The organism is Hyphomicrobium sp. (assembly GCF_009026145.1).
GTDB lineage: Bacteria > Pseudomonadota > Alphaproteobacteria > Rhizobiales > Hyphomicrobiaceae > Hyphomicrobium_A.
In genome coordinates this window covers 53,815-77,840 of the sequence record NZ_WBUE01000016.1, presented here as the reverse complement: position 1 = coordinate 77,840, position 24,026 = coordinate 53,815, and the positions used below count along the sequence as shown (strand labels likewise).

25 protein-coding genes are annotated in these 24,026 nt (G+C 66.1%); 9 read left to right on the top strand and 16 right to left on the bottom strand.

All coding sequences use genetic code 11. The annotated features are described in order from the left end of the window. Positions 1-186 precede the first annotated feature (186 nt). Positions 187-531 (bottom strand): DUF1491 family protein, encoded by a 345-nt coding sequence (locus tag F9K20_RS13255; RefSeq protein WP_291002456.1) that lies wholly within the window; start codon positions 529-531, stop codon positions 187-189. 47 nt (positions 532-578) lie between these two features. Beyond that, positions 579-1,286, bottom strand: coding sequence for a peptidoglycan-binding domain-containing protein (locus tag F9K20_RS13250; RefSeq protein WP_291002453.1), 708 nt, complete (start codon positions 1,284-1,286; stop codon positions 579-581). Positions 1,287-1,530: 244 nt separating this feature from the next. Here F9K20_RS13250 and F9K20_RS13245 point away from each other — a divergent pair, with 244 nt between their 5' ends. Next, entirely contained in the window at positions 1,531-1,881 is a 351-nt protein-coding gene (locus F9K20_RS13245) for a DUF5330 domain-containing protein (protein ID WP_291002450.1), read from the top strand. 121 nt (positions 1,882-2,002) lie between these two features. Beyond that, positions 2,003-2,437 (top strand): SufE family protein, encoded by a 435-nt coding sequence (locus F9K20_RS13240; RefSeq protein WP_291002448.1) that lies wholly within the window; start codon positions 2,003-2,005, stop codon positions 2,435-2,437. Here F9K20_RS13240 and F9K20_RS13235 read toward each other — a convergent pair. After that, on the bottom strand, positions 2,434-3,006 hold the full coding sequence (locus tag F9K20_RS13235; RefSeq protein ID WP_291002445.1) for a DUF6456 domain-containing protein: 573 nt from the start codon (positions 3,004-3,006) through the stop codon (positions 2,434-2,436). The two genes, F9K20_RS13240 and F9K20_RS13235, sit on opposite strands and share 4 nt — an antisense overlap. A 6-nt stretch (positions 3,007-3,012) precedes the next feature. Then, positions 3,013-3,471, bottom strand: coding sequence for a helix-turn-helix domain-containing protein (locus F9K20_RS13230; protein ID WP_291002442.1), 459 nt, complete (start codon positions 3,469-3,471; stop codon positions 3,013-3,015). Between the two features lie 240 nt (positions 3,472-3,711). On the opposite strand from F9K20_RS13230, the gene F9K20_RS13225 reads away from it, so the two are divergent. Then, complete coding sequence (locus F9K20_RS13225) at positions 3,712-3,918, top strand: hypothetical protein (protein WP_291002439.1); 207 nt, start codon at positions 3,712-3,714, stop codon at positions 3,916-3,918. Positions 3,919-3,922: 4 nt separating this feature from the next. Here the strand turns inward: F9K20_RS13225 and F9K20_RS13220 are convergent, their stop codons facing one another. After that, complete coding sequence (locus F9K20_RS13220; RefSeq protein WP_291002436.1) at positions 3,923-4,330, bottom strand: MucR family transcriptional regulator; 408 nt, start codon at positions 4,328-4,330, stop codon at positions 3,923-3,925. A 611-nt stretch (positions 4,331-4,941) separates the two neighbouring features. Between F9K20_RS13220 and F9K20_RS13215 the strand changes: the two genes are divergently transcribed. Further along, entirely contained in the window at positions 4,942-7,077 is a 2,136-nt protein-coding gene (locus F9K20_RS13215) for a S9 family peptidase (RefSeq protein ID WP_291002433.1), read from the top strand. A gap of 73 nt (positions 7,078-7,150) precedes the next feature. On the opposite strand, the gene F9K20_RS13210 is transcribed toward F9K20_RS13215, so the two are convergent. Next, positions 7,151-8,386: a hypothetical protein gene (locus tag F9K20_RS13210; protein WP_291002430.1), complete on the bottom strand. Its 1,236-nt coding sequence runs from the start codon at positions 8,384-8,386 to the stop codon at positions 7,151-7,153. Positions 8,387-9,137: 751 nt separating this feature from the next. On the opposite strand from F9K20_RS13210, the gene F9K20_RS13205 reads away from it, so the two are divergent. Further along, entirely contained in the window at positions 9,138-10,142 is a 1,005-nt protein-coding gene (locus tag F9K20_RS13205; RefSeq protein ID WP_291002427.1) for a hypothetical protein, read from the top strand. Here F9K20_RS13205 and cutA read toward each other — a convergent pair. Beyond that, positions 10,139-10,498 carry a divalent-cation tolerance protein CutA gene (gene cutA, locus F9K20_RS13200; protein WP_291002424.1) on the bottom strand — a complete coding sequence of 120 codons (360 nt, stop codon included), beginning with the start codon at positions 10,496-10,498 and terminating at the stop codon, positions 10,139-10,141. The two genes, F9K20_RS13205 and cutA, sit on opposite strands and share 4 nt — an antisense overlap. Before the next feature lie 44 nt (positions 10,499-10,542). Between cutA and F9K20_RS13195 the strand changes: the two genes are divergently transcribed. Beyond that, positions 10,543-11,325: an NAD kinase gene (locus tag F9K20_RS13195; RefSeq protein WP_291002420.1), complete on the top strand. Its 783-nt coding sequence runs from the start codon at positions 10,543-10,545 to the stop codon at positions 11,323-11,325. On the opposite strand, the gene F9K20_RS13190 is transcribed toward F9K20_RS13195, so the two are convergent. Together F9K20_RS13190 and F9K20_RS13185 are read right to left on the bottom strand one after the other, a co-directional pair. Continuing rightward, positions 11,319-12,011 carry a hypothetical protein gene (locus tag F9K20_RS13190; protein WP_291002418.1) on the bottom strand — a complete coding sequence of 231 codons (693 nt, stop codon included), beginning with the start codon at positions 12,009-12,011 and terminating at the stop codon, positions 11,319-11,321. The two genes, F9K20_RS13195 and F9K20_RS13190, sit on opposite strands and share 7 nt — an antisense overlap. 173 nt (positions 12,012-12,184) lie before the next feature. Beyond that, positions 12,185-12,760: a nitroreductase gene (locus F9K20_RS13185; RefSeq protein WP_291002415.1), complete on the bottom strand. Its 576-nt coding sequence runs from the start codon at positions 12,758-12,760 to the stop codon at positions 12,185-12,187. 175 nt (positions 12,761-12,935) lie between these two features. Here F9K20_RS13185 and F9K20_RS13180 point away from each other — a divergent pair, with 175 nt between their 5' ends. After that, positions 12,936-14,903: a VWA domain-containing protein gene (locus tag F9K20_RS13180; protein ID WP_291002413.1), complete on the top strand. Its 1,968-nt coding sequence runs from the start codon at positions 12,936-12,938 to the stop codon at positions 14,901-14,903. Positions 14,904-15,000: 97 nt separating this feature from the next. After that, complete coding sequence (locus F9K20_RS13175; RefSeq protein WP_291002410.1) at positions 15,001-16,014, top strand: hypothetical protein; 1,014 nt, start codon at positions 15,001-15,003, stop codon at positions 16,012-16,014. A 20-nt stretch (positions 16,015-16,034) separates the two neighbouring features. Here F9K20_RS13175 and F9K20_RS13170 read toward each other — a convergent pair whose 3' ends face one another. Together F9K20_RS13170 and F9K20_RS13165 are read right to left on the bottom strand one after the other, a co-directional pair. Beyond that, positions 16,035-16,586 carry a hypothetical protein gene (locus F9K20_RS13170; protein WP_291002407.1) on the bottom strand — a complete coding sequence of 184 codons (552 nt, stop codon included), beginning with the start codon at positions 16,584-16,586 and terminating at the stop codon, positions 16,035-16,037. Between the two features lie 10 nt (positions 16,587-16,596). Further along, positions 16,597-17,634 carry an amino acid ABC transporter substrate-binding protein gene (locus F9K20_RS13165; RefSeq protein ID WP_291002404.1) on the bottom strand — a complete coding sequence of 346 codons (1,038 nt, stop codon included), beginning with the start codon at positions 17,632-17,634 and terminating at the stop codon, positions 16,597-16,599. Between the two features lie 198 nt (positions 17,635-17,832). On the opposite strand from F9K20_RS13165, the gene metC reads away from it, so the two are divergent. Beyond that, positions 17,833-19,023 (top strand): cystathionine beta-lyase, encoded by a 1,191-nt coding sequence (metC, locus tag F9K20_RS13160; protein ID WP_291002401.1) that lies wholly within the window; start codon positions 17,833-17,835, stop codon positions 19,021-19,023. Between the two features lie 8 nt (positions 19,024-19,031). Here the strand turns inward: metC and F9K20_RS13155 are convergent, their stop codons facing one another. Genes F9K20_RS13155 through F9K20_RS13135 form a run of 5 tightly spaced genes read right to left on the bottom strand, consistent with a single transcriptional unit; the run spans position 19,032 to position 23,910 of the window. After that, positions 19,032-19,643: a nucleotidyltransferase family protein gene (locus F9K20_RS13155; protein WP_291002397.1), complete on the bottom strand. Its 612-nt coding sequence runs from the start codon at positions 19,641-19,643 to the stop codon at positions 19,032-19,034. Further along, on the bottom strand, positions 19,627-20,652 hold the full coding sequence (locus tag F9K20_RS13150) for an XdhC family protein (protein ID WP_291002396.1): 1,026 nt from the start codon (positions 20,650-20,652) through the stop codon (positions 19,627-19,629). The genes F9K20_RS13155 and F9K20_RS13150 overlap by 17 nt, the downstream gene beginning before the upstream one ends. 15 nt (positions 20,653-20,667) lie before the next feature. Next, a complete protein-coding gene (locus F9K20_RS13145; protein ID WP_291002393.1) occupies positions 20,668-21,279 on the bottom strand; it encodes an Isoquinoline 1-oxidoreductase subunit in 612 nt (203 codons plus the stop codon). Between the two features lie 9 nt (positions 21,280-21,288). Next, positions 21,289-23,448, bottom strand: a complete 2,160-nt coding sequence (locus F9K20_RS13140) for a xanthine dehydrogenase family protein molybdopterin-binding subunit (protein WP_291002390.1) — start codon at positions 23,446-23,448, stop codon at positions 21,289-21,291. A gap of 3 nt (positions 23,449-23,451) precedes the next feature. Continuing rightward, positions 23,452-23,910 (bottom strand): (2Fe-2S)-binding protein, encoded by a 459-nt coding sequence (locus F9K20_RS13135; protein WP_291002389.1) that lies wholly within the window; start codon positions 23,908-23,910, stop codon positions 23,452-23,454. Positions 23,911-24,026: the final 116 nt, after the last annotated feature.

The following is a 24,026-nucleotide window of genomic DNA, read 5'->3' as shown; positions in this document are numbered from 1 at the left end:
CGACCGGGGTCGTCAGCACGCGCCGAGCATTCGCCGCTTCGGCCCGCTTTTCAGCAATCAGCGGACACTGTGTGCGACGGCTTCGATATCGCCATCATGGGGCTCCCGATGTCGGCTTCTGGGATAAAGCACCCGAGAAGGCGACTACGCACTGCCGCCCACATGTCGGCTGGGCGAATTTGTCGATCACCCCACGAGACTGTCGTCGAGGAAGTGGCGGCCCTGGCGGTCCTCGACCTCGATTACCCAGAGATCGGAATCGAAACGCGCTTCGCGCGCCAGGAACTCGTCCGCCTTGGCGGACTCAACGCCGCCGGCTGCAAGCTGGGCGACCCAGCGCCGGTCGCTTTCTGCCCCCTCGAGGCCGGCGGGCGCCGGCCCGAACACCAGGCACGTGCCGTCCAGACGATCGACCTTGATGTAGATGGCGCCGGCGTCGTCATCCCCGTGACGCACGACCACCGCCGATGCGCCCTCGATGGCACACCGGCGCATGTAGGCCTTCACCCAGAATTCCGCGCGCAGCCGCATGGCCGGCACTCTAGGGCCGTGCACCATACTGGCAAGCACGCGAGCGTTTACGGGGCCGCGGCCACGCGCCCCTCGCCCGAGACGCGCGCCAGCCGCGCAATCAGCGGTCCTGAGACGCGCCCCGTCTCGGGGAGCGCCTGATCGCTCTCGAAGGCGCGGATGGCCCGCGCCGTCTCGGGCGTCAGCTTACCGTTGGCGGGGCCCGGCTTGTAGCCGAGCTTGGCCAACGAGCGCTGCACGGAGCGGAGCACATCCTGCGCCTCGAGGGTCTCCGCCTTGCCGCCCTTGCCGCGCGCCTTGCCGCCTTCGCCGAGGATGATCGCTTTCAGGAGCTGCTCGCTGGGCCGCGCCGTGAGCGGCAAGCCGTGATCGTGCTCGAAGGCCATGATGGCGCCGCGCGTCATTACTCCGGCGATGCCGTCGCGCGCGCCCGTCTCGTAGCCGCGGATCTGCAGCTCGCGCTGTATCGCGCGCGTTACCTCCGTCTGCCCGGACCCTTTGGCCGGGGCGGCATCGACGCTCAGCGCCGCCAGGTTGAGGCCGCTCGGCGCCTTGGCCGCTGCAGGCTTTCCAATAGAGCCGGTGTCGCCGAACTCGGCCGCCTCGATGGCGGCGATGTTCCAGGCGGTGGCCTCGCTCACCCGCGCGCTCGTGGCGCTGCGGCCGCTCGGCTGCAGGAAGAAGACATTCGCGGCAACGCCCCCGCTCAGCACCAGGAACGACAGCAGTTGCACCGTCACCCGCTTCGGCAGCATCACTCGACCCCTCACGCGCTGCTTACTATGATCCGCAAGTATGCGCGGGTGGGTGTTAACGACCGCTTAACTCTCATTGACGGAACGTTGCGATGGCGCCGGCCTCGCGTCGCCGCGAGCTCCGCGCGCATGCGTAAAAATTGCATGCAATTGGACGCAATTTTTCCGCTTGCATGAGGCAGTTTGTTGATACCGCCCTGCTATGAAGGAGGCTGGGAACTGGGAGCAGGTTGGAGAAACCAACATGTCCATTCTGAAGGTAGGCATCCTCGTCGCCGTCGTCGTCGCCATCCTGCCGGCCGACCGCGAGCAGCAAGCCGCCCTTTATAACCGCGCGGCCTCGGCGGTGCATTGGACGGCAACGTTCTGCGATCGCAACGGCCCCACCTGCGAGCAGGCCGGCGTGCTGTGGGCCGGGTTCGTCAAGAAGGCGCAGTTTGGCGCCGCCATGGCGTACGAGCTCGTCATGAAGAACACCGGCAGGGATCAGAGCCGCAGCCTGATCGAGCCCACCGTCGACCTGACGCCGCGTGGCACGCTGCGCGCCGACGACTTGGAGCCTGCTTGGCGCGGCTCCTCGCGCAGCGGCGTCTGAGCCGTACCGTTCACCCCACGGCACGACATAGGCCGGCGCTTCCAGGCGCCGGCCTTGCGCATTTGCCTTTCGGCAACCTATGTGAATAGTTACCAATCAACCTTTCAAGAGAGCACGCTGCTTGCCGACACTTTCGGAGATCACGTCCGATTTCGCCGTCCTCGACGACTGGGAGGACCGTTATCGCTATCTGATCGAGCTGGGCCGCGGTCTGCCGCCGCTCCCTGAAGCGCTGCGCACCGATGCCAACAAGGTGCGCGGCTGCGCCAGCCAGGTGTGGCTGGCGACGAGCACCAGGCACGCCGACGGCCGCCGGGAGTTCAGCTTCCTTGCCGACAGCGACGCACACATCGTACGCGGGCTCATCGCCATCCTCGCTGCCATCTATAATGGACGCAGCGTCGATGAGGTGCTCGCCCTCGATCCCGATCCGATCTTCGGCAAGCTGGGCCTCAAGGAGCACCTGACTCCGCAGCGGTCGAATGGCCTTGCCTCGATGGTCGCCCGTGTCCGCGCCGATGCAGCGGCCAGCGCACAAGGCGCCCCCGCCACCTAGCTGGCGTCGTCCGCAGGCACGTCGAAGAGCGGGCGATAGTCGGCGCCGCCCCAATGGCGCACGATGCCAGCGCCTCTGCCTTGGGTGACCGTCTCCAAGCCATAGTGGCGCGCCAGTCTCGTCAGCGCCAGCTGCAGCACGATCTTGGCCGAGCGCTGCGGCCAGCCGGCGTCGCGCTCCGCCTCCTCGAGCCCCTTCAAGTAGCAGCACACGTCGATCAGCACCCCTGATAGCTCGGGGCCCACGGCAGACAGGGCACGGCGCACGCGCTCGCCAGCCGCCGCCGCGTTGTCGAGCATGTCCGCGCCGGCTTGCCGCGCCGCGCCGTAGCGTCGACCGCGTTGCCGCGGAGACAACGAGGCCCAATTCGTGGTCGTGCGCGGCGTCATTTGCGCGAAGAAGAAGTCGGCCCGCAGCCGCTCGCCGGCATCGAACTGCGCCTGCGAGATCATCGCCTCGCCGCTGCGATCCTTGCGCCGGCGCAGCCAGGCGATGGGGCTTTCGTCGGCGTTGACGGCGGCGGCTGCACGCGGCCTCTGCGCTCTTGACCTCGAACGTGCGGCGGACATCGCGGCTCAGCTCGCGGTCGCGGGCGCGGTGAATGCACGCGTCGACAGCGCCGGCACCGCCCACTCGAGAAGGTCCAGCGCCCGGTCGAAAACCGGATCGTCGCGCCGATCCTCAATGACGCCGCAGGCGTGCGCGACCGTGGTGCGATCGCGGCCGAACAAGCGTCCGGTTTCGGTGAGCGACAGGCCGCAGCCGACGTGCGCGAGGTACATGGCGACCTGCCGCGCGAGCGCAACCCTTGCGCGCCCCCGCGTGGTGCGGCGCAGGTCATGGCCGGCGACGGCGAACACCTGAACCACGGCTTGCTCGATAGCCTCGCGCCGGACATCCGCCGGTCGAGGAGGGGGGCTTCGCAGTTGCCGACAATAGCGCGTGACGGTGGGGTCAATTGGGCGTGCGAACGGCTGCAGCATCTTCCAGCTTTCGGTGGTGAGGCGAGGCGGGTTCGTCTTGCGGCGGATCATACGTGCGAAGCACTACTCCCTGGTGTGCAAACTACCGGGCGGGTGAACGGGGGGGATAAGTGTCGCTCCCGAGGTGCACTAATCCTCGGCACCGAGGGCGGTGCGAAGGTTGCGACTTCCTTTCACCGCCCTGCCTTTCAGATGCCCACCGAAAATGCTCCTGCCGCAGGCGCCGACACCGCGCATGGCTACGACCGCCGGCGAGATCTGCCGCGGCTGCTGCCGCTCTGGCCCCACGAGATGGAACTAACGAGCGTCGCTGAGCACGCCAGGCTGCTCGCGCGTATGCGCCGGGCTCTGCGTCTGGAGCGCCAGCGCGGACGCGCCGGGCACTGGGCCTACGACCTGGCCCGCCATGCCCAGCTCCTGCGCGCCTATCGGGCCGAGGTCGCCGACTATCTCCGGCGTGTTCCGGCGCAGCGCGGCAACGCGTGCTGGAAGGTCTGAGGAACTATTTCTCGCGCCGGGTGCCAAGACCCATCTTCTTGGCGAGATCGGATCTGGCACGCGCGTAGTTCGGCGCCACCATCGGGTAGTCGTGCGGCAGCCCCCACTTCTCCCGGTACTCTTCCGGTGACAGGTTGTAGTGGGTGCGCAGGTGCCGCTTCAGCGACTTGAACTTCTTCCCGTCCTCGAGACAGATCAGATAGTCGGGCATCACCGACTTCTTCACCGGCACCTTCGGCTTCTGCTCCTCCCGCTCTACGGGCAGCGAGCCACCACTGGCGCGGCTCAGGGCGGCGTGCGTTTCACTGATCAAATGCGGCAGGTCACTGGCGACGACAGAGTTATTGCTCACGTAGGCCGAAACGATCTTGGCGGTCAGCTCCACGAGTTCTGGTTCAGATGAGTCTTCCAATCCGCCCTCCAGGCGATTGCAGATATGCCCTTTTTCGCAATTCAACGACGTGCTTTTGACAATCGAATACCTCGGCTGCGTAGACCTCGACGAGAATGAACAGACCTCGACCTCGGTCAACTGCGAGGAAATACGCTCCAGCCGCCAGCTTTCGCACCGGTCTGAAGTAAAGTCAACAAGAGGTGCGGAGCATACACTTGGTATGGATAATCTTGCGCGGCTCTCCTCTGGCTCCGAAGTTTGTTAACGTCGTTCCCTGGCGTGCCTTTAACACTTGCGCACATTAAGTGCTGGCGCTCCAAAGATTTTTGCTCGCTCGATCGGTGCGCTATGCAAGCAGGGACGCATTCAGTAGCAAGTATCGCCTTGCTTCTTGATCAGAAATCCTTATCTGAGCTGACCCATCTACTCGACAATCCTTTCATGCGCGGAAAGGTTGTGGGTCGGCTGATCTCCTCAAAGTTGACAAGCCCGAGCCCTATCCGTCTCATCCTCGGCCGTCCTGCGGACGATCATTGCCACTCCGGGTGCGTGCCGTCCGACGTCACCCAGTGCTTAGCCGCGAACGAGCGGCCCCACTTACTGCTGGTGGTTTTCGCGTGGAGAGAACAATGCACGGCCCCGCCCATCGTCATGCCTTCGTCAAGCCGCCACGCGCGCCGCGCCGTCCCAGCGTCGCCACGTGGCACGGCGTCGAGCTGGTGGACGACTATGCCTGGCTGAAGGCCGACAACTGGCAGGAGGTCATGCGCGATCCGGCCGTGCTGGATCCGGATATCCGCGCCTACCTCGACGCCGAGAATGCCTACTGCGAGGCCCAGCTGGCGGAGACGCTTCCGCTACAGGAAGAGCTGTTTCGCGAGATGCGCGGGCGTCTCAAAGAGGACGACAGCTCGGTGCCCGCCCCCGACGGGCCGTTTGCCTACTACACCAGCTTCGTCGCCGGCGGTCAGTATCCGCTCGTCTGCCGTCAGGCCCGCTCCGGTGAAGGCGAGGCTGTGCTTCTCGACGGCAACCGCGAGGCGGAGGGCAAGCCCTACTGGGACCTCGGCAGCTTCCAGCACAGTCCGGATCACCGCCTGCTCGCCTATGCCAGCGACGACAAGGGTTCCGAGCTCTACACCATCCGCCTGCGCGACGTCGCCACCGGGATCGACCTGCCCGATTGCATTCCGGATACGCGCGGCAGCGTCGTATGGGCCAACGACAGCAAGGCCCTATTCTATGTGCGCCTCGACGAGCACCATAGGCCGCTCCTCGTCTACCGGCACATCGTCGGGACGCCGGTCGAGGACGACGTTCTCGTCTATGCGGAAAAGGACATCGGCTTCTACGTCGCCGTCTCATCGACGCAGTCCGCCAAGTTCATCGTCATCGACGCGCACGACCATCAGACGAGCGAGGTTCGCCTCATCGATGCCGATGCGCCTCTTGAGCCAGCGCTGGTCGTCGAGCCGCGCACGACCGGACACGAATATTCGGTCGAGCACCACGGCGACAAGCTGATCATCACCACCAACTCGGAGGCCGCCGAGGATTTCCGCATCTGCGAGGCGCCGGTGTCGGTGCCGAGCATGGAAAACTGGCGGGAGCTCATTCCGCACCGGCCCGGCTGCCTCATCCTCGACACGGTTCTCTACCGCGATCATATGGTTCGCCTCGAGCGCGAGGGTAGTCTGCCCCGCATCATCGTGCGCCAGTTCGCCGACGGCGCCGAGCATGTCATTGCGTTCCCCGAGGAGGCCTACTCGCTCTCCATCGCGCCCGGATACGAGTTCGATACGGCGACGCTGCGCTTCGTCTACTCGTCGATGACCACGCCGGCGGAGACGTACGACTACGACATGCGGACGCGGTCGCGCACGCTGCGCAAGCGCCAGCAGGTGCCGAGCGGGCACAACCCGGCTGACTATGTCACCCGCCGCCTTTATGCCCCGGCGCCCGACGGCGAGACCGTTCCCGTGTCGATCCTCTATCACAAGAGCACACCGCTCGACGGCTCGGCGCCCGTGCTGCTCTACGGCTACGGTGCCTACGGCATCTCCATCCCCGCCTCGTTCTCGACCACGCGCCTGTCGCTGGTCGACCGCGGCTTCATCTACGCCATCGCCCACATCCGCGGCGGCAAGGACAAGGGCTACCGCTGGTACACGGACGGCAAGCTCGCCCGCAAGGCGCACACCTTCACGGACTTCATCGCCGCCGGTGAGTATCTCGTGGCGCAGGGGCTGACGCGTCGCGGCCGCATCGTCGCCAACGGCGGCTCGGCCGGCGGCATGCTGATGGGCGTCGTTGCCAACATGGCGCCGGAGCTGTTCCTCGGCATCATCGCCGACGTGCCGTTCGTTGACGTGCTCAACACCATGCTCGACAAGGATCTGCCCCTGACGCCGCCCGAGTGGCCGGAGTGGGGCAATCCCATCACCAGCCGCGAGGAGTTTGAGATCATCCACTCCTACAGCCCCTACGAGAACGTGGAGGCGAAGGCCTATCCGCACGTCTTTGCCTACGGCGGCCTCACCGATCCGCGCGTCACTTACTGGGAGCCGGCCAAGTGGGTCGCGCGCCTGCGCGAGAAGAACACCTCGGAGAACCTGATCCTGCTCAAGATCAACATGGAGGCCGGCCACGGCGGCGCCTCCGGGCGCTACGAGCAGCTGCGCGAGATGGCTGCCGATTACGCGTTCGCGCTGAAGATCTCGGGGCTGGCGGCCGCACCTGCCGGGCAAAAAGAAAGGGCGGCCTGAGCCGCCCTCCTCCGCAAGCTGGATACAGAAAATGAGAAAGGCCGCTCACGCGGCCTTTCGTCGAAGCCTATTTCTAGGCGGCCTTCTCGCCAAAGGCCGTCAGCTTCTTATCCTCCTCGAGCTCGCCGGCGGACCTCAGCGCAATGCCGATGTACCGCACCCTTCCTGCGATCCTTGCTTTCTGGACTCCGAGCTCACCGAACTCCCGACCGAATGTCGGTAGCGCGAGCGGCTCTTTCTGCTGATCTTCACACCATGCACAGTAGTCCTCGTACAGCGAAGTTGCAGTCAAGCTCGATCCGTCTTGTGTCTCGATCCTCTCCTTGTAGAAGCGCTCCACATCCGTTTCGGGAGCGATCAGTCTCTGTGGAGCCGGCGCCGCGATCTTGGTCTCGGTAGTCGACCTATTGTCGTTCGCGCCGGAACGCGGCTTTGCTATCGCAACGGCCTTGGGGGCCGCCACCGCTGCCGCAGCGGTGCTGACCGGCACCATACGCGGTGCGGTCGGCGTGTGGCGCTCGTAGAGGCGCCACTGGCTAAAGGCGATGTACATACCGAAGCCCGAACCAACCTCGAGCAACAGTGCGATGAAGACCGTGAGCGCGGTCTGCACGTCCTCGACCTTGATGGACGGGGCGATCAACGCGGCGAGCTTGGCCAGAACCGCAGCCTGCGGATCGGCTTCCGACATCACCGCAGCACCGGTAACGTTGGCCATCTTGCCTTGGATGTCGGCGATGCGAGCTTCGAGCGCGATCGACTGTTGCGCGGAAGCGAGCTCGGCCGACAGAGCATGATACTTCTGACAGAAGCTACGCCCCTTGCTGTTGCTGGCTTTGGTGCACTGATCGGTCCAGCCCCACTGGCGCTCGCCTTTCAAGGCGTCGATATCGGCCTGCACCGCCTGAGCAGGGCGGTGCTGCGGGATCCAGGACAATTGCTCCTGGGCCCGAGCCAAATCGGCGCGATGATCCTTGTAGCTATCTGACGTCGCGGTGCGCTGGCCGGCAGTGTCGAGCCTGTTCAACGCCGCATGTCCCAAGGCCGAGGTCAGCGAATAGGAGGTGACCACGACCCAGACGAGGGCGGAGGCGGCTGCCTGCGACCACATCCTGGTGCGTATTGCGGCGAAGAAGAAGAAAGGCACGAGTGCCTTCATGCAGTCTGCGGCCGCGCTGGCCGCGCCGTAGATCTGGCCGTCGAACTCGGTCCTGCCGAGGCTGACGCCAAACCGCCAGTTCATCGCGCACGAAACGGCGAGTAGAACGCCGGCCGCGAGAACCCCCAACACGCCTAGAGCATGTCTCATGTTTGCCCTCATGAATTATGATCGCCGGCTGTCGACGCGTCACGGGTGCCGGCGCTTGACTTGTCCTGTCCGGAGGGCGGGTACGGACAGACTATCCATCTCCAACGATATACAGGGCACCTCATGCTGCTGCGTGCGGCCCGATCGGTCCGTTGAGCTCCGGCGCCATTCCCCAATGGCATCCGGCAGACCGGCGACCGCACGCACAGATGGCGTGCCGAGAGCTGGAGCCTCTTCCCGAGGGGAGGGTTCAGGCACGGGCGGGCATCGCCGCTCGATTCCCCCTGTGCGCAACTTTCCCCACGAGCCGAGGCGACAAGTTTACAGACGCGGAACTGCCCCCTCGGTTGCCTTTGCTACGCGATTCGAAATCTTTTGTTAAGAGAATCAGCCCTGTAGCTTCAGAGGCCGGAATCCGGCCTCAATTCCGCCCCGCAAACTGCCCCGCGGCTGTCCACACATTGCTCAGCACATGAACAAGACTTACCCCCAGGACGATGCGATTTGCACAGTGCGACAGCGGCCCCCGGCGGTCGATAAAGTTAGCTCAGCGGGTTGCATAAGCCCGTGGGCGGATTTATTTTAGTTAAGGCCCGGAAGGGACTTAAGAACTGAAGTTTTTGTCACGGCGTCTTAAGCTCATTGTCATCGCTTCTACCTAGGCTCGCGCGCCAGAACCGTTGATGGCTGTCGCGCGTTCACGCCCCGGCCCCGATGTTGGCCGAGTGGAAGCGTTAAGGAGTTGACCGTTATGCGTGGCCTTGGCGGCTTCGTGTTGTTGGCAGGCATCGGCGTCGGCTTGTTTGTGTATTTCCCCGCGCCCGTTGACCGCGACACCTCGCTCGAACAGGCAAAGCTCGAGCAGGCAAAGCGCACCCAAGCGGCGCGCGTGGCCGCCAGCCGGCCTCGCATCCCACGTGCCCCGACGGCCGCTCCTTCGCGCGTTGCCAGCTTCTCGCCTGCCCTGACCCTTACGCAAGCTCCGAGCAAGCCGCACGTTGCGGTCGCACCGGCACCTGCGACGCCGACACCTGCCGCCAAAGTCGAGTCGGTTGCCAATTGGCAGACGAGCGTCATGCCAACCGCTGCCGGCCCCTCCGGGTCGCTCGAGCCGACGGATCCCGAGAGCCGCTACAAACTCGTCGTCGACATTCAGCAGCAGTTGAAGCGCGTCGGCTGCTATTGGGGACGCGCCAATGGCGCGTGGAACGCCAACACGCGCGAGGCGATGCGTGACTTCACGACGCGCGCCAACGCCGCCCTGCCGGTCGACAAGCCCGATTACCTGCTGCTGACGCTGCTCAAATCGCACACCGGGCGCTCGTGCGGCGCCAACGAGCCGACCGTCGCTGCGCAGCCGCGCGGCAAGGGCGAGGACGCCGTTGCCGCAGCGCCGGAAGTGCTGCCGTGGAAGGCCAACGGTGCGCAGCCGGCAACGCGCCTTTACACGCCGCTGCCCAACAGCGTCGTCTCCACCGAGCCGTTGCCGGGCCGCATGGCGATCGGCGCGCCGAAGGAATTCCCGCCGGTGACGCAGCAACAGCCGCTCATTCCCGGCACGACGGCACCCGGGCAGCCGGGCGTAGCCACCGCCGCGCTGGAGCCGAGCGCCACGTCGCCGGCAGCGGTCTCACCGCCGCCCGCAGTCACGCCGAGGCCTCAGCGTCAGGTTAAGAAGAAGTCGGGCAGCTTCCGTCGTCCCGCCCCCGGCACGCCGCGCTATAATCTCATGCTCAGCCTCGGCGGCGTCTATTAGTCCTGCGGCGGCTCTCCCGCCGGTTCCGGCGCCGTCGTCTCGCCCATCAGCCAGCGCATATAGTCGGCCGAGCCGTCTGTGATCGGCAGCACGACCAGCGCCGGGTTCGTGTATGGATGGCGCGTCTTAACCTCATCGATCACACGGCCCGAGAGGGACTCGCGCGTCTTGATGATCATGACCGCCTCGCTGTCGCGCACTATGGCGCTCTCCCAACGATAAATTGACGTCATACCGGGCAGGATGTTGATGCAGGCGGCGAGCCGCCGCTCCACCAATTCGCGCCCCACCGCCTCGGCGGCCTCGGGCGAAGGAAAGGTCGAGTAGATCAGAACGGACTTGTCGTTTTCCTGCACTTGAGCGAGCCTCCCACGCCCCGCGCTGCCGCCTCATAGCAACCATGCCAAAACCGAAGACCAAATTCGACAAGATTGCATTCGTGGCCAGCGAAATGCCCGAAGCGATCAGCGCGCGCACGCGCCTGGCCAGTATCTACGGCGACTGCGACCCGGCCGAGGCCGATGCCATCGTGGCGCTCGGCGGTGATGGCCACATGCTGCAAACGCTGCACCGGTTCATGAACGACCGCGTGCCCATCTACGGCATGAACCGCGGCTCGGTCGGCTTCCTCATGAACGACTACAGCGAGGACAACCTGCGCCAGCGCCTCGCCGACGCTGACGTCAGCCGCATCCACCCTCTATCGATGATCGCCTACGACAAGGCCGGCAAGGCGCACAAGGCGCTGGCTATCAACGAGGTTTCGCTATTCCGCGAGCGGCATCAGGCGGCCAAGCTGCGCATCCTCGTCGACGACACGGTGCGCATGGAGGAGCTCGTCTGCGATGGAGTTTTGGTCGCCACACCGGCCGGATCGACGGCATATAACCTCTCGGCGCACGGACCGATCCTACCCATCAATGCACCGCTCTTGGCGCTGACGCCGATCAGCCCCTTCCGCCCTCGCCGCTGGCGCGGCGCCCTGCTGCCCAACAAGGTTCGCATCACGATCGAGGTCCTGGAGGCGGACAAGCGGCCGGTCAGCGCCGTTGCCGACCACTACGAGACGCGCGGCGTTACCCGCGTGGAAGTGGAAAAGGCCCGCAATGTCGAGTTGTTCATGATGTTCGATCCCGACCACAGCCTCGATGAGCGCGTGCTGGCCGAGCAGTTCCGCTACTGAGCGCTGCTGCGCTCCGCTCTGGCCAGGTTCACTTCCGTTTGCCAGGCCACGTCCTCGCGTTCGAGCTGCTCGGCAATAAGATCCCGTCGCGGCGGATCCTCCACGGTCGGCTTCAAGCCGATGGCGACGAGCCGCGGCGGTTCACGCAGGGCGCCACTGAGCAGCCGGTAGAACTGGCCCACGGTGATCGGCCCGGCGGCGCTGCGGCCGAGCTCGGGCAGGCTGGCGGATAGCCCTGGGAATGCCTTTTTCAGCGCCATATCGGGTGCCGTGCCGACCACCTTGACGAGTCTGACCGCCGTCTCGGGACCGAATACATGGGCAATGTAGAGATCGGTTGCCGCCGGCATCCGATCGAGCGCGTTGCGCATGCGCACGGCATTGCGCTCGGCATTGGCGCGCGCCAGGCGGGCGGCGAGCGACGCGTCATTGCGTGCTTCGAGGATGCGTCGCCGGTCGCTCGCGACCGGAACGTAGAAGCGGCCTCCGCTGGTGACGAAAACGCGCGCCGCGAGGTCTTCTGCTTGCTGCGGGTTCTCGCGTAGCGCCCGCAGCCAGGTGCGCTCGGTGAAACGCAGCGGCCCCTCCAGCGGCTCGATGACCACCGGCGCATGCAGCGACCCGGCTTGGGAAACGGCCGCGGCAGGCTCTTGCCCGGCCGTCGTGGCGGCGAGCGTGAGCAGCATGGCGAGCTGCGCAGGGATCTCAAATAGCGAACTCAAGCGCGTCACTCCGCACGGCATGCAGTGCCGAAAACGGCCTGACCCCTCGCCAAAGAGGGGGAGGCATCAGGCTACGGAGGAAAGGGTGAAGATCGCGTTAAGACCTGTCGCAGGCTGGCACAGGTATGAAAATAAAGTTACCCCCGCCAGTGCGAGACGATATCTGCCAGGGCCGGCCGCTCGCGCTCCTCGGAGCGTTCCGCCGGCGTCCCGACGTAGACGAACCCCGCGATGCGCTCGTTGTCGCCGAGGCCCAGCGCGGCGCCGACGGCTTGGTTGTAGGCAATCCATTCAGTGATCCACGAGGTGCCGTAACCCAGCGCATTGGCAGCGAGGCAGAGGTTGAAGCAGGCGGCACCGGCGGAAAGGATCTGCTCCCATTCGGGCGCACTGCGGTGCGCCGTCACGCGCGAGACGACGGCAATAACCAGCGGCGCACGTAGCAGCCGGGAGCGCTCGGTTTCGAGACGCACGTGCGAGGGCGGCTCCTTCTCCGCTGCGATGCAGGCTTGCGCCACGACCTCCCCGAGTTGCGCACGCGCCTCGCCCTCGATGACTATGAACCGCCACGGCGCCAGCTTCTTATGGTCTGGCACCCGGGAGGCGATGGTCAGCATGGTCGTGAGCTCTGCCGGACTTGGTCCAGGAGCGATGAGCCGATCCGGCTTTACCGAGCGACGCTTGGAGAGAAAAGCGATGATGGGGTTTTCCATGGCACGCACTCGTAGCTTTCCCGACGGCGTGATGCCAAGCCAAATTCGCCGCAGGGGCGAGCGCCTTAAGGCTGCTCGAAGGGATCGCTGCCCCCAATACCGCAGTCGGCTGGGATCGGCTATCCTCGCTCCCGAATCCGCCCTCCCGCCCGTGGGTCCGCAGCCGGGGAATTGCATGCCGCCGCATTCGAAATCGCTCGCAACGATTTTCGCCGCTTTTGCCGTTTGCGTCCTGGCCGCCGGGGTGCGCGCCCAGGATGCGCCCCCGACGGCGGTTATTGTTGTCGACGGCTCCGGCTCGATGTGGGGCAATCTCGGCGCCGACAAACGCTCCAAGCTCGAGATGGCACGCGAGGCGCTGCGCGTGCTGCTGCCAAGCCTGCGCACTGACGCACGCATAGGGTTGGCCTCGTTCGGCCACCGCCGCCGCGGCAACTGCGGCGATGCCGAAGTCATCGTCCCGCCGGACGTGGACGGCCCGCAGCGCCTGTCGGTCCCCGTCGAGAAGATGAATGCCACGGGCAAGGGACCGTTGGTCCTAGCGCTGCGGGAATCCGCCAACGCCATTGCCGGCGCCACGCCGGCGAGCATCGTGCTCGTTGCCGACGACATCGACAACTGCGGGCAGGACGTGTGCACGGCGCTTGGTGAAATCCTTAGCGCCAGCCCCAATCTCGTGGTGCACACGATTGCCCTCGGCTTCGACAAGGCGAAGCTGGCGCACATCAGCTGCATCGCGCAGATGACGGGCGGAAAGCTTTGGGATGCGCAAGATGCTGCAGGCTTTGATTCCGCCCTAGGGCAAGCGGTCAAACTTGCGCACCTGCAAACGAGCCCAACGGCACCGTCGTCAGAGACGCCGCAAGCCGAAGCGGAGAAGCCCGCCGCCGGTGCGCCGCCAGGGCTCTATCTGTCGGCCGGCCTCGGCCCCAGCAGCGCGACGCTGGATACCCCGGTGCACTGGCGCATAACGAAGTCCGGCGCTGACGGTCAGCTCGTCCGCGACACGCGCGCCGCCGCGCTTTTTGAGAAGCTCGAGGCGGGCACCTACGATGTCGAAGCGCACCTGGGGCTCGCACATGCACGCCAGACGGTCGAGGTTGCCGCCGACAAGGCGACCGAGGTCCGCCTCGATCTCAACGGTGGCGTGCTGAAGCTGCGGGCGCGACCGACCAACGCCGCTCCCCCCCTCGCCTCGCCTGTATTCACCGTCACTCCAACTGGCGCAGAGAACGGTGGGGCGCCGCTATGGGTCGGACGCGATACCCAGCCAGAGATCGTGCTCCCTGCCGGCGACTACACCGTCACGGCGCAAAGCGGCGTCGCGCGTCAACAGGGCAGTGTCACCATCGCGCCTGCGACGGGCACCAGCTTTGATTCGATGCTTGCCTCGGGACGGCTGGAACTCAGCGCCACGCGCGGTACCGCCGCCGCGCCGGGAGACCCCTTGGTCGACGGGGTGACGTTCATTCTCTATCAGGACGACCCGGACGCCCCGCAGGGACGCCGCGAGGTCGTCCGCTCCGCGGCACCCGCGCCGAGCTTCATGCTGCCGGCCGGCACCTACTACGTCACCGCGCGCACGCCTACCGCCGAGGTCCGCGAGCAGATCGCCTTGGGCGCCGGCGACGTCGTCAAGCGCGCCCTGCCTCTGTCGCTGGCGCACATCAAGCTGTCGGCCACCCTCGGCGGGCAGCCGCCGACGACGGCTTCTCCGATCACGTACCGCATCATTCGCCTCGGAGGCGAGTCACACGAGGTCGCCCGCACGATTGCCAAGGAGCCGGAGTTCCAGGTTTCCGCCGGCCAATATCGCATTGAGGCTTCGCTCGGCGCGAGCAACGTCATTGCTGCCACCGAGCTGACGCTTACCGCCGGCCAGGCCCAGAAGGTCACGCTCCCGCTCGAAGGCGGCAGCCTCACGCTAAAACGCGCCAACAGCGGCACCATGGCGGGCGATGTCTTCTGGGAGGTACAGGACGAGAAGCAGCGGATCGTGCTTCGCAGCAGTCAGCCGCAGCCGACCGCTGTGCTGGCGCCCGGCCGCTATGTGGTTAGCGCCGATACCTCCGCAACACCGCTGCGCAGCGCCATCGAGGTCAAAGCCAACGAGCATAGGACGTTCGATTTTTCGGGACAGTAAGCGGCCCGAATCGACGGCTATGCTGCTCGTCACATTTCGACCACGCTCGTCACGTTGTAACGACCAATTGACCGTCAGCCGTAGGACCATCGCGGAAATGCCGAGGCATTCCACCACTCTGTGGCGACGTGCTGCCAGCACCGTTCTCCTCGTCATGGCATCCGTTGCCATCGGCGCCATTTCGACGAGCGCGCAGGAAAGCGCCCCCGATGCCGCCGGCACACAACTGCGTGGCGCCTTCCCACCCGACACCGGCCGCATGGCGCCATCCGCCGCGATGCCGGGGCCAACACTGCCCGCCAACACCACCGTCGTGCCGCGCGCCCCCACCGCGGATGGGACGTCACCGACCGGCGGTCAGGTGAGCCTCGTTGCTCTCCTGACTGTTGATGGGCAACGCATCGATCAGGGACTCGTGTGGCGCATCTTCGCCTCGACGCGCGATCCCCGCGCGGCAACCAAGCTTCTGATGACCAAGCGTGAAGCCAGTCCGACGATCGATCTCGAACCGGGCGAGTACATCGTAAACGCCGCGTTCGGCCGTGCCGACATCACCCGCAAGATCGTGGTGACGGCGGGCGCCGCTACCAGCGAAAAGTTCGTGCTCAATGCCGGTGGTCTCAAGGTCAAGGTGCTGGTCGATGGCATCGAGCCGCCCGCCAACACGATCGCCTACGACATTCTATCGAGCGAGCGCGATCAGTCCGATAACCGCGTGCGTGTGCTCGCCGGTGCCAAGCCGAACGTGGTCAATCGACTCAACGCCGGAATCTATCGCATCGTATCGCGCTACGGGGATGCCAATGCCAAGGTCGAAGCCGACGTCACGGTCGAGGCCGGCAAGCTCACGGAGGCGACCGTCTCCCACTCCGCAGCGCGCGTCACCTTCAAGCTCGTCACGCGCGTCGGCGGCGAGGCGCTGCCCGACACGCAGTGGACGGTGCAGACGCCGGACGGCCAGCCCGTGATGCAGAGCGTTGGCGCCCTGCCGACGCACATTCTCGCGCCCGGCACCTACTCCGTCACGGCCAAGTCCAGCTCGGGCGTCTTCAAGCGCGATTTCACCCTCGCCAACGGCGAAGTGGCACAGGTCGAAGTTCTCATGAAGTGACGAAGCCCGGCGGTGCGCGCCTAGAAGTCCGTCAGCACCCAGTCGGTCGGGCAACCGTTGCGCTGCATGCGCCTATCGACGGCGTCATGGTCGCGCGACTGGTGCAGCTCGCGGAACAGCGCACGCGCTATCTGCCAGTGCTCGCAGGCCGTGGCCAGATCGCCGCCGGCGTGGGCGATGTCGCCGAGCGCCACCCGTGCCCTGGCATGCGTCTCCTTGAGGTCGGCGGTGGTCGCACCGCGGATGCTCTTGCGCAAGAGATCCTCCGCCGCGCCGGTCTCGCCGGATTCGAGGCGCCACTGCGCCAACGACAGATAGAGCCCGGGCAGCCTGCGTACTTGGCCGCTAGCCTCGGCTTCGCCAACGGCGGCCAGCAACGCGGCGCCGTCGAGCGCAGTCAGCTTTCTAGCCTCTGCCGTCCCGGCCTCTGCGCGCGCGGCCTCCATGCTTCCGCGCAGGCGGCGCCGACGCTTGCGCATCCCGAGCGCGACGACAGTGAGCAGAAGCGCCAGCATGACGACGCCGGCGAGCATGAGGCCGGGATCGACAGCTTGGGCAAACGGAAACGTCATGCGCGACGCCTCAGCGGAAGGGCATCGAATACATCAGGCCGCCCTTGGTCCATGAGTTGTTCAGCCCGCGGGCGAGCTTCAGGTCGGACTTCATGCCGAGGTTGCGGTCGAAGATCTCGCCGTAGTTGCCGACGTTCTTGACCACTTGATAGGCCCAGTCGCGCGGCAACCCCAGCGCCTGACCGAGATTGGCCTCGAGGCCCAGGAAGCGGCGGACGCTCGGCTCGGTCGCGGCACGCTCCGCGTCGACGTTGGCCGTGGTCAGTCCGAGCTCCTCTGCCTCGATCAGCGCCATCAGGGTCCAACGCACGACGGCAAACCACTGCGCATCATCCTGGCGCACCGCCGGTCCGAGCGGCTCCTTGGTGATGAGCTCCGGCAGGATCATGTGATCGGCGGGGGTCTTCAGCTTGCTGCGCGTCACCGCCAGTAGGGAAACATCGCCCGTCAGCACCGTGCAGCTGCCTGCCGAGTAGGCTTTGACGAGATCGTCCCAGTTGTCCTGGGCGACGATCTGATAGCGCATGCGCTGTGCGCCGAAGAACTCGGCGACACCCTGCTCGCCCATGGCCCCCGGCAGGGCGCAGATCGAGGCCCCCGACAGCTCTAGGGCACTGCCCACGGCATTGCCCCGCCGCGTCAGGAAGCCCTGTCCATCGTAGAACAGCACGCCTGTGAAACGCGCCCCGAGCTCGGTATCGCGGCTCAAGGTCCACGTGGCGCCGCGCGCCAGCACGTCGACGTCGCCTGTCTGCAGCGCCTTGAAGCGATCGTTGGCGCTCAGCGGCCAGAACTTCACCGCATCCTTGCTGCCGAACACGGCCGACGCCAATGCGGTACAGAAGTCCACATCGAGGCCGGAGCGCTCCCCGGTTGGGCTTTGGTGAGAAAACCCGGGCTGCACCTCGCCGATGCCGCACAGCAGGTAGCCCCGCGCCCGGATGGAATCGAGCGTCGTTGTTTCGGCGGCGCTCGCCGGGGTGGCCAGGGTGAGGAGCGCACCAAGTCCGAGAACCGCAGTCGATAGGCAGCGGAGATGCTGGAGCATTTTCATGACGTCGCATCAGTGTGGGGCGATCGCAGCGTGCGCGCAAGGGACACGATGCTGCGGTTGGAAGAAGTGTAAACCTGACCGGAGCGGCAGGCGTCCGCTCAATCCCCCGGAACGAGGATGGGGTCAAGACCTTGACCCAGCCCGAAACTTGCGTCACACGGGCCGCCAGCCGCGGCGACCAGGATCCGCCCGATGACTTCCTCTTCCGACAAAAAGCCCCCGCGCACGCATGCCCCGGCGACCAAAGTCGTTCATTCCGGGCGTGCGCCGCATGACAACTACGGCTTCGTCAACCCGCCCGTGTATCGCGGCTCGACCGTGCTTTTCCCAACCGTCGAGAAGCTGTGGAAGCGCGACCAGGAATTCACCTATGGCCGCTCCAGCACCCCCACCGTCAAGGCGCTCGAGGAAGCCATCGCTGAGATCGAGGGCGGCGTCGCAACGGCGCTCACAGCCTCCGGGTATCAGGCGGTCAGCACCGCCATCCTCGCCTTTGTGAAGTCCGGCGACCACATTCTCATGGTCGATAGCGTCTACCAGCCGACGCGCAAGTTCTGCGACTACATGCTGGCCAAGCTTGGCGTCGAGACGACCTATTACGACCCCTTGATCGGGGGCGGCATTGCCGACCTCGTGCGCCCCAACACGCGTCTGATCTTCACCGAGAGTCCCGGGTCGCAGACGTTCGAGGTGCAGGATATCCCGGCCATTGCACGCGTCGCAGCCGAGCGCGAGCTGTGGCTGCTGATGGACAACACCTGGGCAAGCCCGCTCTACTTCAAGCCGTTCGATCACGGCGTCGACGTCTCGATCCAGGCGGCGACCAAGTACATCGTCGGCCATGCCGACGCCATGCTCGGAGCTATTACGTCGAATGCGCGCGCTGCCAAGCAGATAGCACTGGCCAAGGAGCAGCTGGGCGTCTGCCCCGGATCGGAGGAAACGTACCTCGGCATGCGCGGCCTGCGCACGCTGGCGACGCGCCTCGCCCAGCACCAGCGCTCGGGCCTGGAGATTGCACGCTGGCTCGAGGGCCGCCCGGAGGTCGCCCGCGTGCTGCATCCCGGCCTGCCCAGTCACCCGCAGCATGCCATCTGGAAGCGCGACTTCCTCGGCGCTAGCGGGCTCTTCTCGGTCATTCTCAAGCCGGCGGGCCCAAAGGCGGTTGCCGCCATGCTCGACGGGCTCAAGCTGTTCGGCATGGGATTCTCATGGGGCGGCTACGAGAGCCTCGTGATCCCGTTCGATGCCAAGCCCTACCGCACCGCTACCAAGTGGGAGCCCGAGGGTCCGGCTTTGCGCCTCCACATCGGCCTGGAGGACGTCGATGATCTGCGCGCCGACCTCGAAGCCGGCTTCCAGCGGCTCACGGCGGCGAAGTAGGCCTGAGTTCATTCCTGTGCGATCTTGCGCGCGGCCTCCAGCTCAGTCGCCGTGTCGACGTCGCTGAGAGTCGCATCCTCGGTCGGGACCAAAAGGCACTCCGCCGCGATCAACTGAAGCAGCGCTTTGCCGCCCGTCGCTGGCGGAAGCGCGAGGAGAGCGCCGAAATGGCGCCGCGGCCATAGCACCGGGTTGCGCTGCTCGCCCGCCTTGGTCGTGGGAAACACGATGCGCTCGCGTCCGGCTCTCTCGAATGCATCGATGAGCTGCGCCACGACTTGCGCCGTCAGTAGCGGCATATCGCCCGGCACCACGAAGGCTGCCGACGCCCGCGCATCGAGCGCCGCGATCCCCGTGCCGATGGATGCGCCCATGCCGTCTTCCCAGCGCTCGCTGTGGGCAAATCGCAACCCTCGGCCGCGCAGCGTCTCTTCGACCGTTTCGCGATCCCAGCCGGTAACGACGACGATGTCGCCGACGCCGCCCGCCTCGACCGCGTCGACGACGCGCTCGATCAACGTGCGCCCCTCGATGCGCGCCAACAGCTTGTTGGCCTCGCCGAAGCGGCGCGAGGCACCGGCAGCCAGCACCACCGCGGCAATGTCACTCTTGGTTGGCACCGCGGACGACTTTGATGATCTCGGCGAGGATCGAGACGGCGATCTCCGCCGGTCCCTTGGCTCCGATGGCGAGGCCGACGGGTGCATGAATGCGCTGCACGTCGGCGTCGCTGAATCCCGCTGCCTTCAGCCGCTCCACGCGCTTGGCATGCGTCGTGCGCGAACCCAGCGCACCGATGTAGAGGCATGGCGAGCGCAGCGCCGCGGCGAGTGCCTCGTCGTCGATGTGGGAAGCATGCGTCAACGCCACCACGGCGGTACGCGTATCCAATCCGATTTCCCCGAACGCGGCCTCGGGCCACTCCGCGAGCGCCGCCGTGTTGCCGAAGCGCTCCTTGCTGGCGAATGCCGCGCGCGGGTCCACGACCGTGACGCAATATCCAACCTGGCGCGCCAGCTCGGCGAACACCTGGCCGATGTGCGTCGCGCCCGCCACGATGACCCGCAGCGGCGGCACGAGCGGTTGTACGAAGACTTCTCCGCCGGGGGACGCGACCAGCCCGCAGGTCCCCGACGCCAGGAAGCTCGCCACCTCGCTTGGCATATCCGCGCCTGCGCGGTGCAGCACGCGCAGCCCCGTCACGACATTGGTGGCGACGGCGATCGGCTGCCGCGCGCGGCGGGCCGTCAGAATCTTATCGAGCAGGCCGACATCGCGGCTCTGCTCGAGCGGATCGATGAGAATCTGGATCTTCCCCCCGCAAGGCAAACCAGCACGCCAAGCAGTCTCCTCGCTGACGCCGAACTCGAGCAGCTTCGGTTTGCCAGCTTGCATGGCCTCGGCCGCCTCGATGAGCACGTCCGCCTCGACGCAACCGCCCGACACCGAGCCCTCGAAGCGATCGCCCGGACCAACGACCAGCTGACCGCCGGCTGGCACCGGCGCCGAGCCCCAAGTGGAGACGACTGTTGCCAGCGCGACGCGGCCGTGCTCGGCGAGCCAACTACGCGCCACCTCCCATGGATCACGAACCACCCTGCTGGGCCGCTCCGGAGCTATGACATTCATGTGCGCACCTCGCTCTCAAGTGGCGGGACAAACCGCGCCCGTGTCCACCCACGCCTTGAACAGGGCTCCGAACTCCTGCTGCGTACCGGGGACCGGCTCGCGGCCGGCGCCGGGATGCCAGCCCCAGCCGACGAGGGAGTCTTCCGCCATGTGATGAACAAGCTCCTGCATCGACTTGCCGCCGTTGCGATTGGGGTCTTTGATCTGCTCGCAGATCTCGCCCAGCGACTTGTCGACCCACGCCATCTCGATGGGCGCCAGATGCCATGCCGGATGGCCTGGAACGCCGCCCGGATCGAAATTGGCCGGCCCGTGGCACGTCGTGCAGCGCATGCCGATGGCGCCGAAGTTGTCGACGCCGCGCACCACCAAAGGCATGTGCGGGCGCCGGTTGTCGCCCTGCATCGGGCGATCGCCGGCCGGATGGCAGTTCAAGCACCGCGCGTGCGTGAGCACCTTGCCGACCTCTTGGAACAGCGCCAGCGAGCGCTGCCTCTCATCGGCGATCGAGGCGAACGACTGCAAGGACTTTAGCGTCTTGGCCGGATCGGGCTGCGCGGCTGACACGGCGACGCCCACGGCGATGATCACCAACGCGCCGGCCAGAAGTATCGACAGCGGACGCATGTTGCCTCCTTAGGCTTTGGCGGCCGAGTGCGCGAAGGGGAGAGTGAAAACGCGCTGACCAGTCAGCTTCGACCACGCATTGGCGACGGCAGGAGCGATGGGCGGCACGCCCGGTTCGCCGATGCCAGTGGGCTTCTCCTTCGATGGAACAATGTGCACTTCGACATCCGGCATCTCGTTGATGCGCAATACGCGGTAGTCGTGGAAATTCGACTGCACGACGCGGCCCTCCTCCAAGTCGATGGAGGCGAACATCGCCGCCGACAACCCGAACCCCATGCCGCCCTCGAGCTGTGCCTTGATCACATCGGGATTGATGGGGATGCCGCAGTCGGCCGCGACCACGACGCGCTCCACCTTCGGCAGCCCTTCCTCGCCGATCGACACTTCGACGACGTGCGCCACGAAGGAGTGGAAGGACTCGTGCACGGCGAGACCCCGCGCACGCCCTTGCGGCGGCGGCGTGCCCCATCCTGCCTTCTCGGCCGCGAGCTCGAGCACGGCGAGATGCCGCGGATGTTTGGTCAAGAGCTTGCGCCGGACGACGAGCGGATCGACGCCTGCGGCCTCGGCGAGCTGATCGAGGAACGTCTCGGTCGAGAACGCTGTGTGTGTCGAGCCCACCGAGCGCCACCACAGCGTCGGCACACCGACCTCGGCCATGTGCGCCGACACACGCAGGTTGGGGATCTGATAGGGCAGCGTGCTGGCACCCTCGACCATGGTCTGGTCGACGCCGTTCTTCACCATCCCGGATTCGAACGGCGAGCCCTTCATGAACGACTGGCCCACGATCACCTGATCCCAGCCGACGATATTGCCCTCACCATCGATGGCCCCGCGCAGGCGATGCACGAAGATCGGCCGGTAGCGGCCACCCTTGATGTCGTCCTCGCGCGTCCACAGCACCTTGATCGGCCCCTTGTGCTGAGCCCCTTTCAGTACCTCGGCCGCTTCCGCCGCCATGTCACCGGCCGGCGTCGCGCGCCGTCCGAAGCTGCCGCCGGCGAGCAGCGTCTTGATCTTCACCTGCTCGGGCTTGAGGCCGAGCACGGCGGCAGCCGCTCCCTGGTCGACCGTCTGCAACTGTGAGCCGAAGGTGAGGTCGGCGCCTTCGTCGGTGCGTTGAATAACGCAATTGTTCGGCTCGAGCGGCGCGTGCGCGAGATACGGGAATACGTACGTCGCCTCGATGACCTTCGCGGCCCCGGACAGCGCGCCGTCGGTGTCGCCGTCGTTGCGCGCGATGGCGCCCTGCACGCGGGCAAGCTTGAGGTAATCCTTGATGATCTCCTGACTGCCGCGCGCCTCTGTGCCGCTCTCGTCCCACTCGATCTTCAGCGCATCGCGGCCCTTCTTGGCCGCCCAAAAGCCATCGGCGAGCACGGCGACGCCCTGCGGGACGGCGAACGCTTCCTTGACCCCCGGCACCGCGAGTGCCGGAGCCGCATCGAAGGATTTCACCTTGGCATTGAAGCGCGACGGACGCGCCAGCACGCACGTCAGCATGTCCGGCAGCTTCACGTCGATGGTGAACATCGCCGTGCCGTTGGTCTTCGACAGCGTATCGACCTTCGGCAGGCGTGTGCCGATCAACTTCCAGGCCGCGGGCTCTTTCGGCTGGAAGGGCCCGGCGACTTGCGTCTCCTGCGCCAATGCGGCGAGCTGGCCGAAGGTCGCCGACTTGCCCGTGGTGTCCCTGACGACGCCTTTTTCGATGCTGATCGAGCCGGCATCGACGCCCCACTGCTTCGCCGCCGCCGCGACGAGCCGGGCGCGCGCCTCGGCCCCGGCCGTGCGCAGTTGATCCCAGGAATTGGCCATAGCGGTCGAGCCGCCGGTACCTTGGATGCCAAACGCGCTGTTGGCGTACCTCTTGACGTCGGCCGGCGCCGATTCAACGCGCATCTGCGCCCAGTCGGCGTCGAGCTCATCGGCGAGGATGGTGGCGATGCCGGTATACGGCCCCTGGCCGAACTCGATGTGCTTGGAGAGTACGGTAACGGTGTTGTCCGGCGCGATGCGGATGAACGCGTTGGGGACGAACTCGCCGGCCGGCTCGGCGGCCCGCGCGCGTCCCACAAGCGGCAGGTGGAAACCGACGACGAGACCGAGCGCGGCCGAGCCTTGCAGGAACTGCCGCCGATCAGCCGAGACCGGAACGTTCATGGCTTAGCCCTCCAGACGCGCGGCCGCGTCGTGAATAGCGGCCCGTATGCGATGGTAGGTGCAGCACCGGCACACGTTGCCGGTCATGGCGAGATCGATGTCCTCGTCGGTCGGCTTCGGGTTCGCACTGAGCAGGCCGATCGCCGACATGATCTGTCCCGACTGGCAGTAACCGCACTGCGGCACGTCGAGCGCCACCCACGCGGCGCGTACGGCGTCCGTCTCCTTGCCGCTGGCTCCCTCGATGGTTGTCACCTCGGCACCTGCGAGCGTGCCAATGGCCGTTACGCAGCTGCGGCGCGGCTCGCTGTTGATGTGGACGGTGCAGGCGCCGCACTGTGCCGCGCCGCAGCCGAATTTGGTGCCGGTCAGTCCCTGCACGTCGCGCAGGAACCACAGCAGCGGCATCGACGGGTCGCCGTCGAATTCCGCCGCAGTTCCGTTGACGGAAAGCTTGATCATCTGACGCCTCGCTATTCAGAGTTTGCTGGGTGCAGAGGAATCACTCAGGCTGCAAAAGGAACGTCCAAGGTGCGCGGCCGTATCCCGCGCAGCGAACAAGATCATCGTCTGGACGG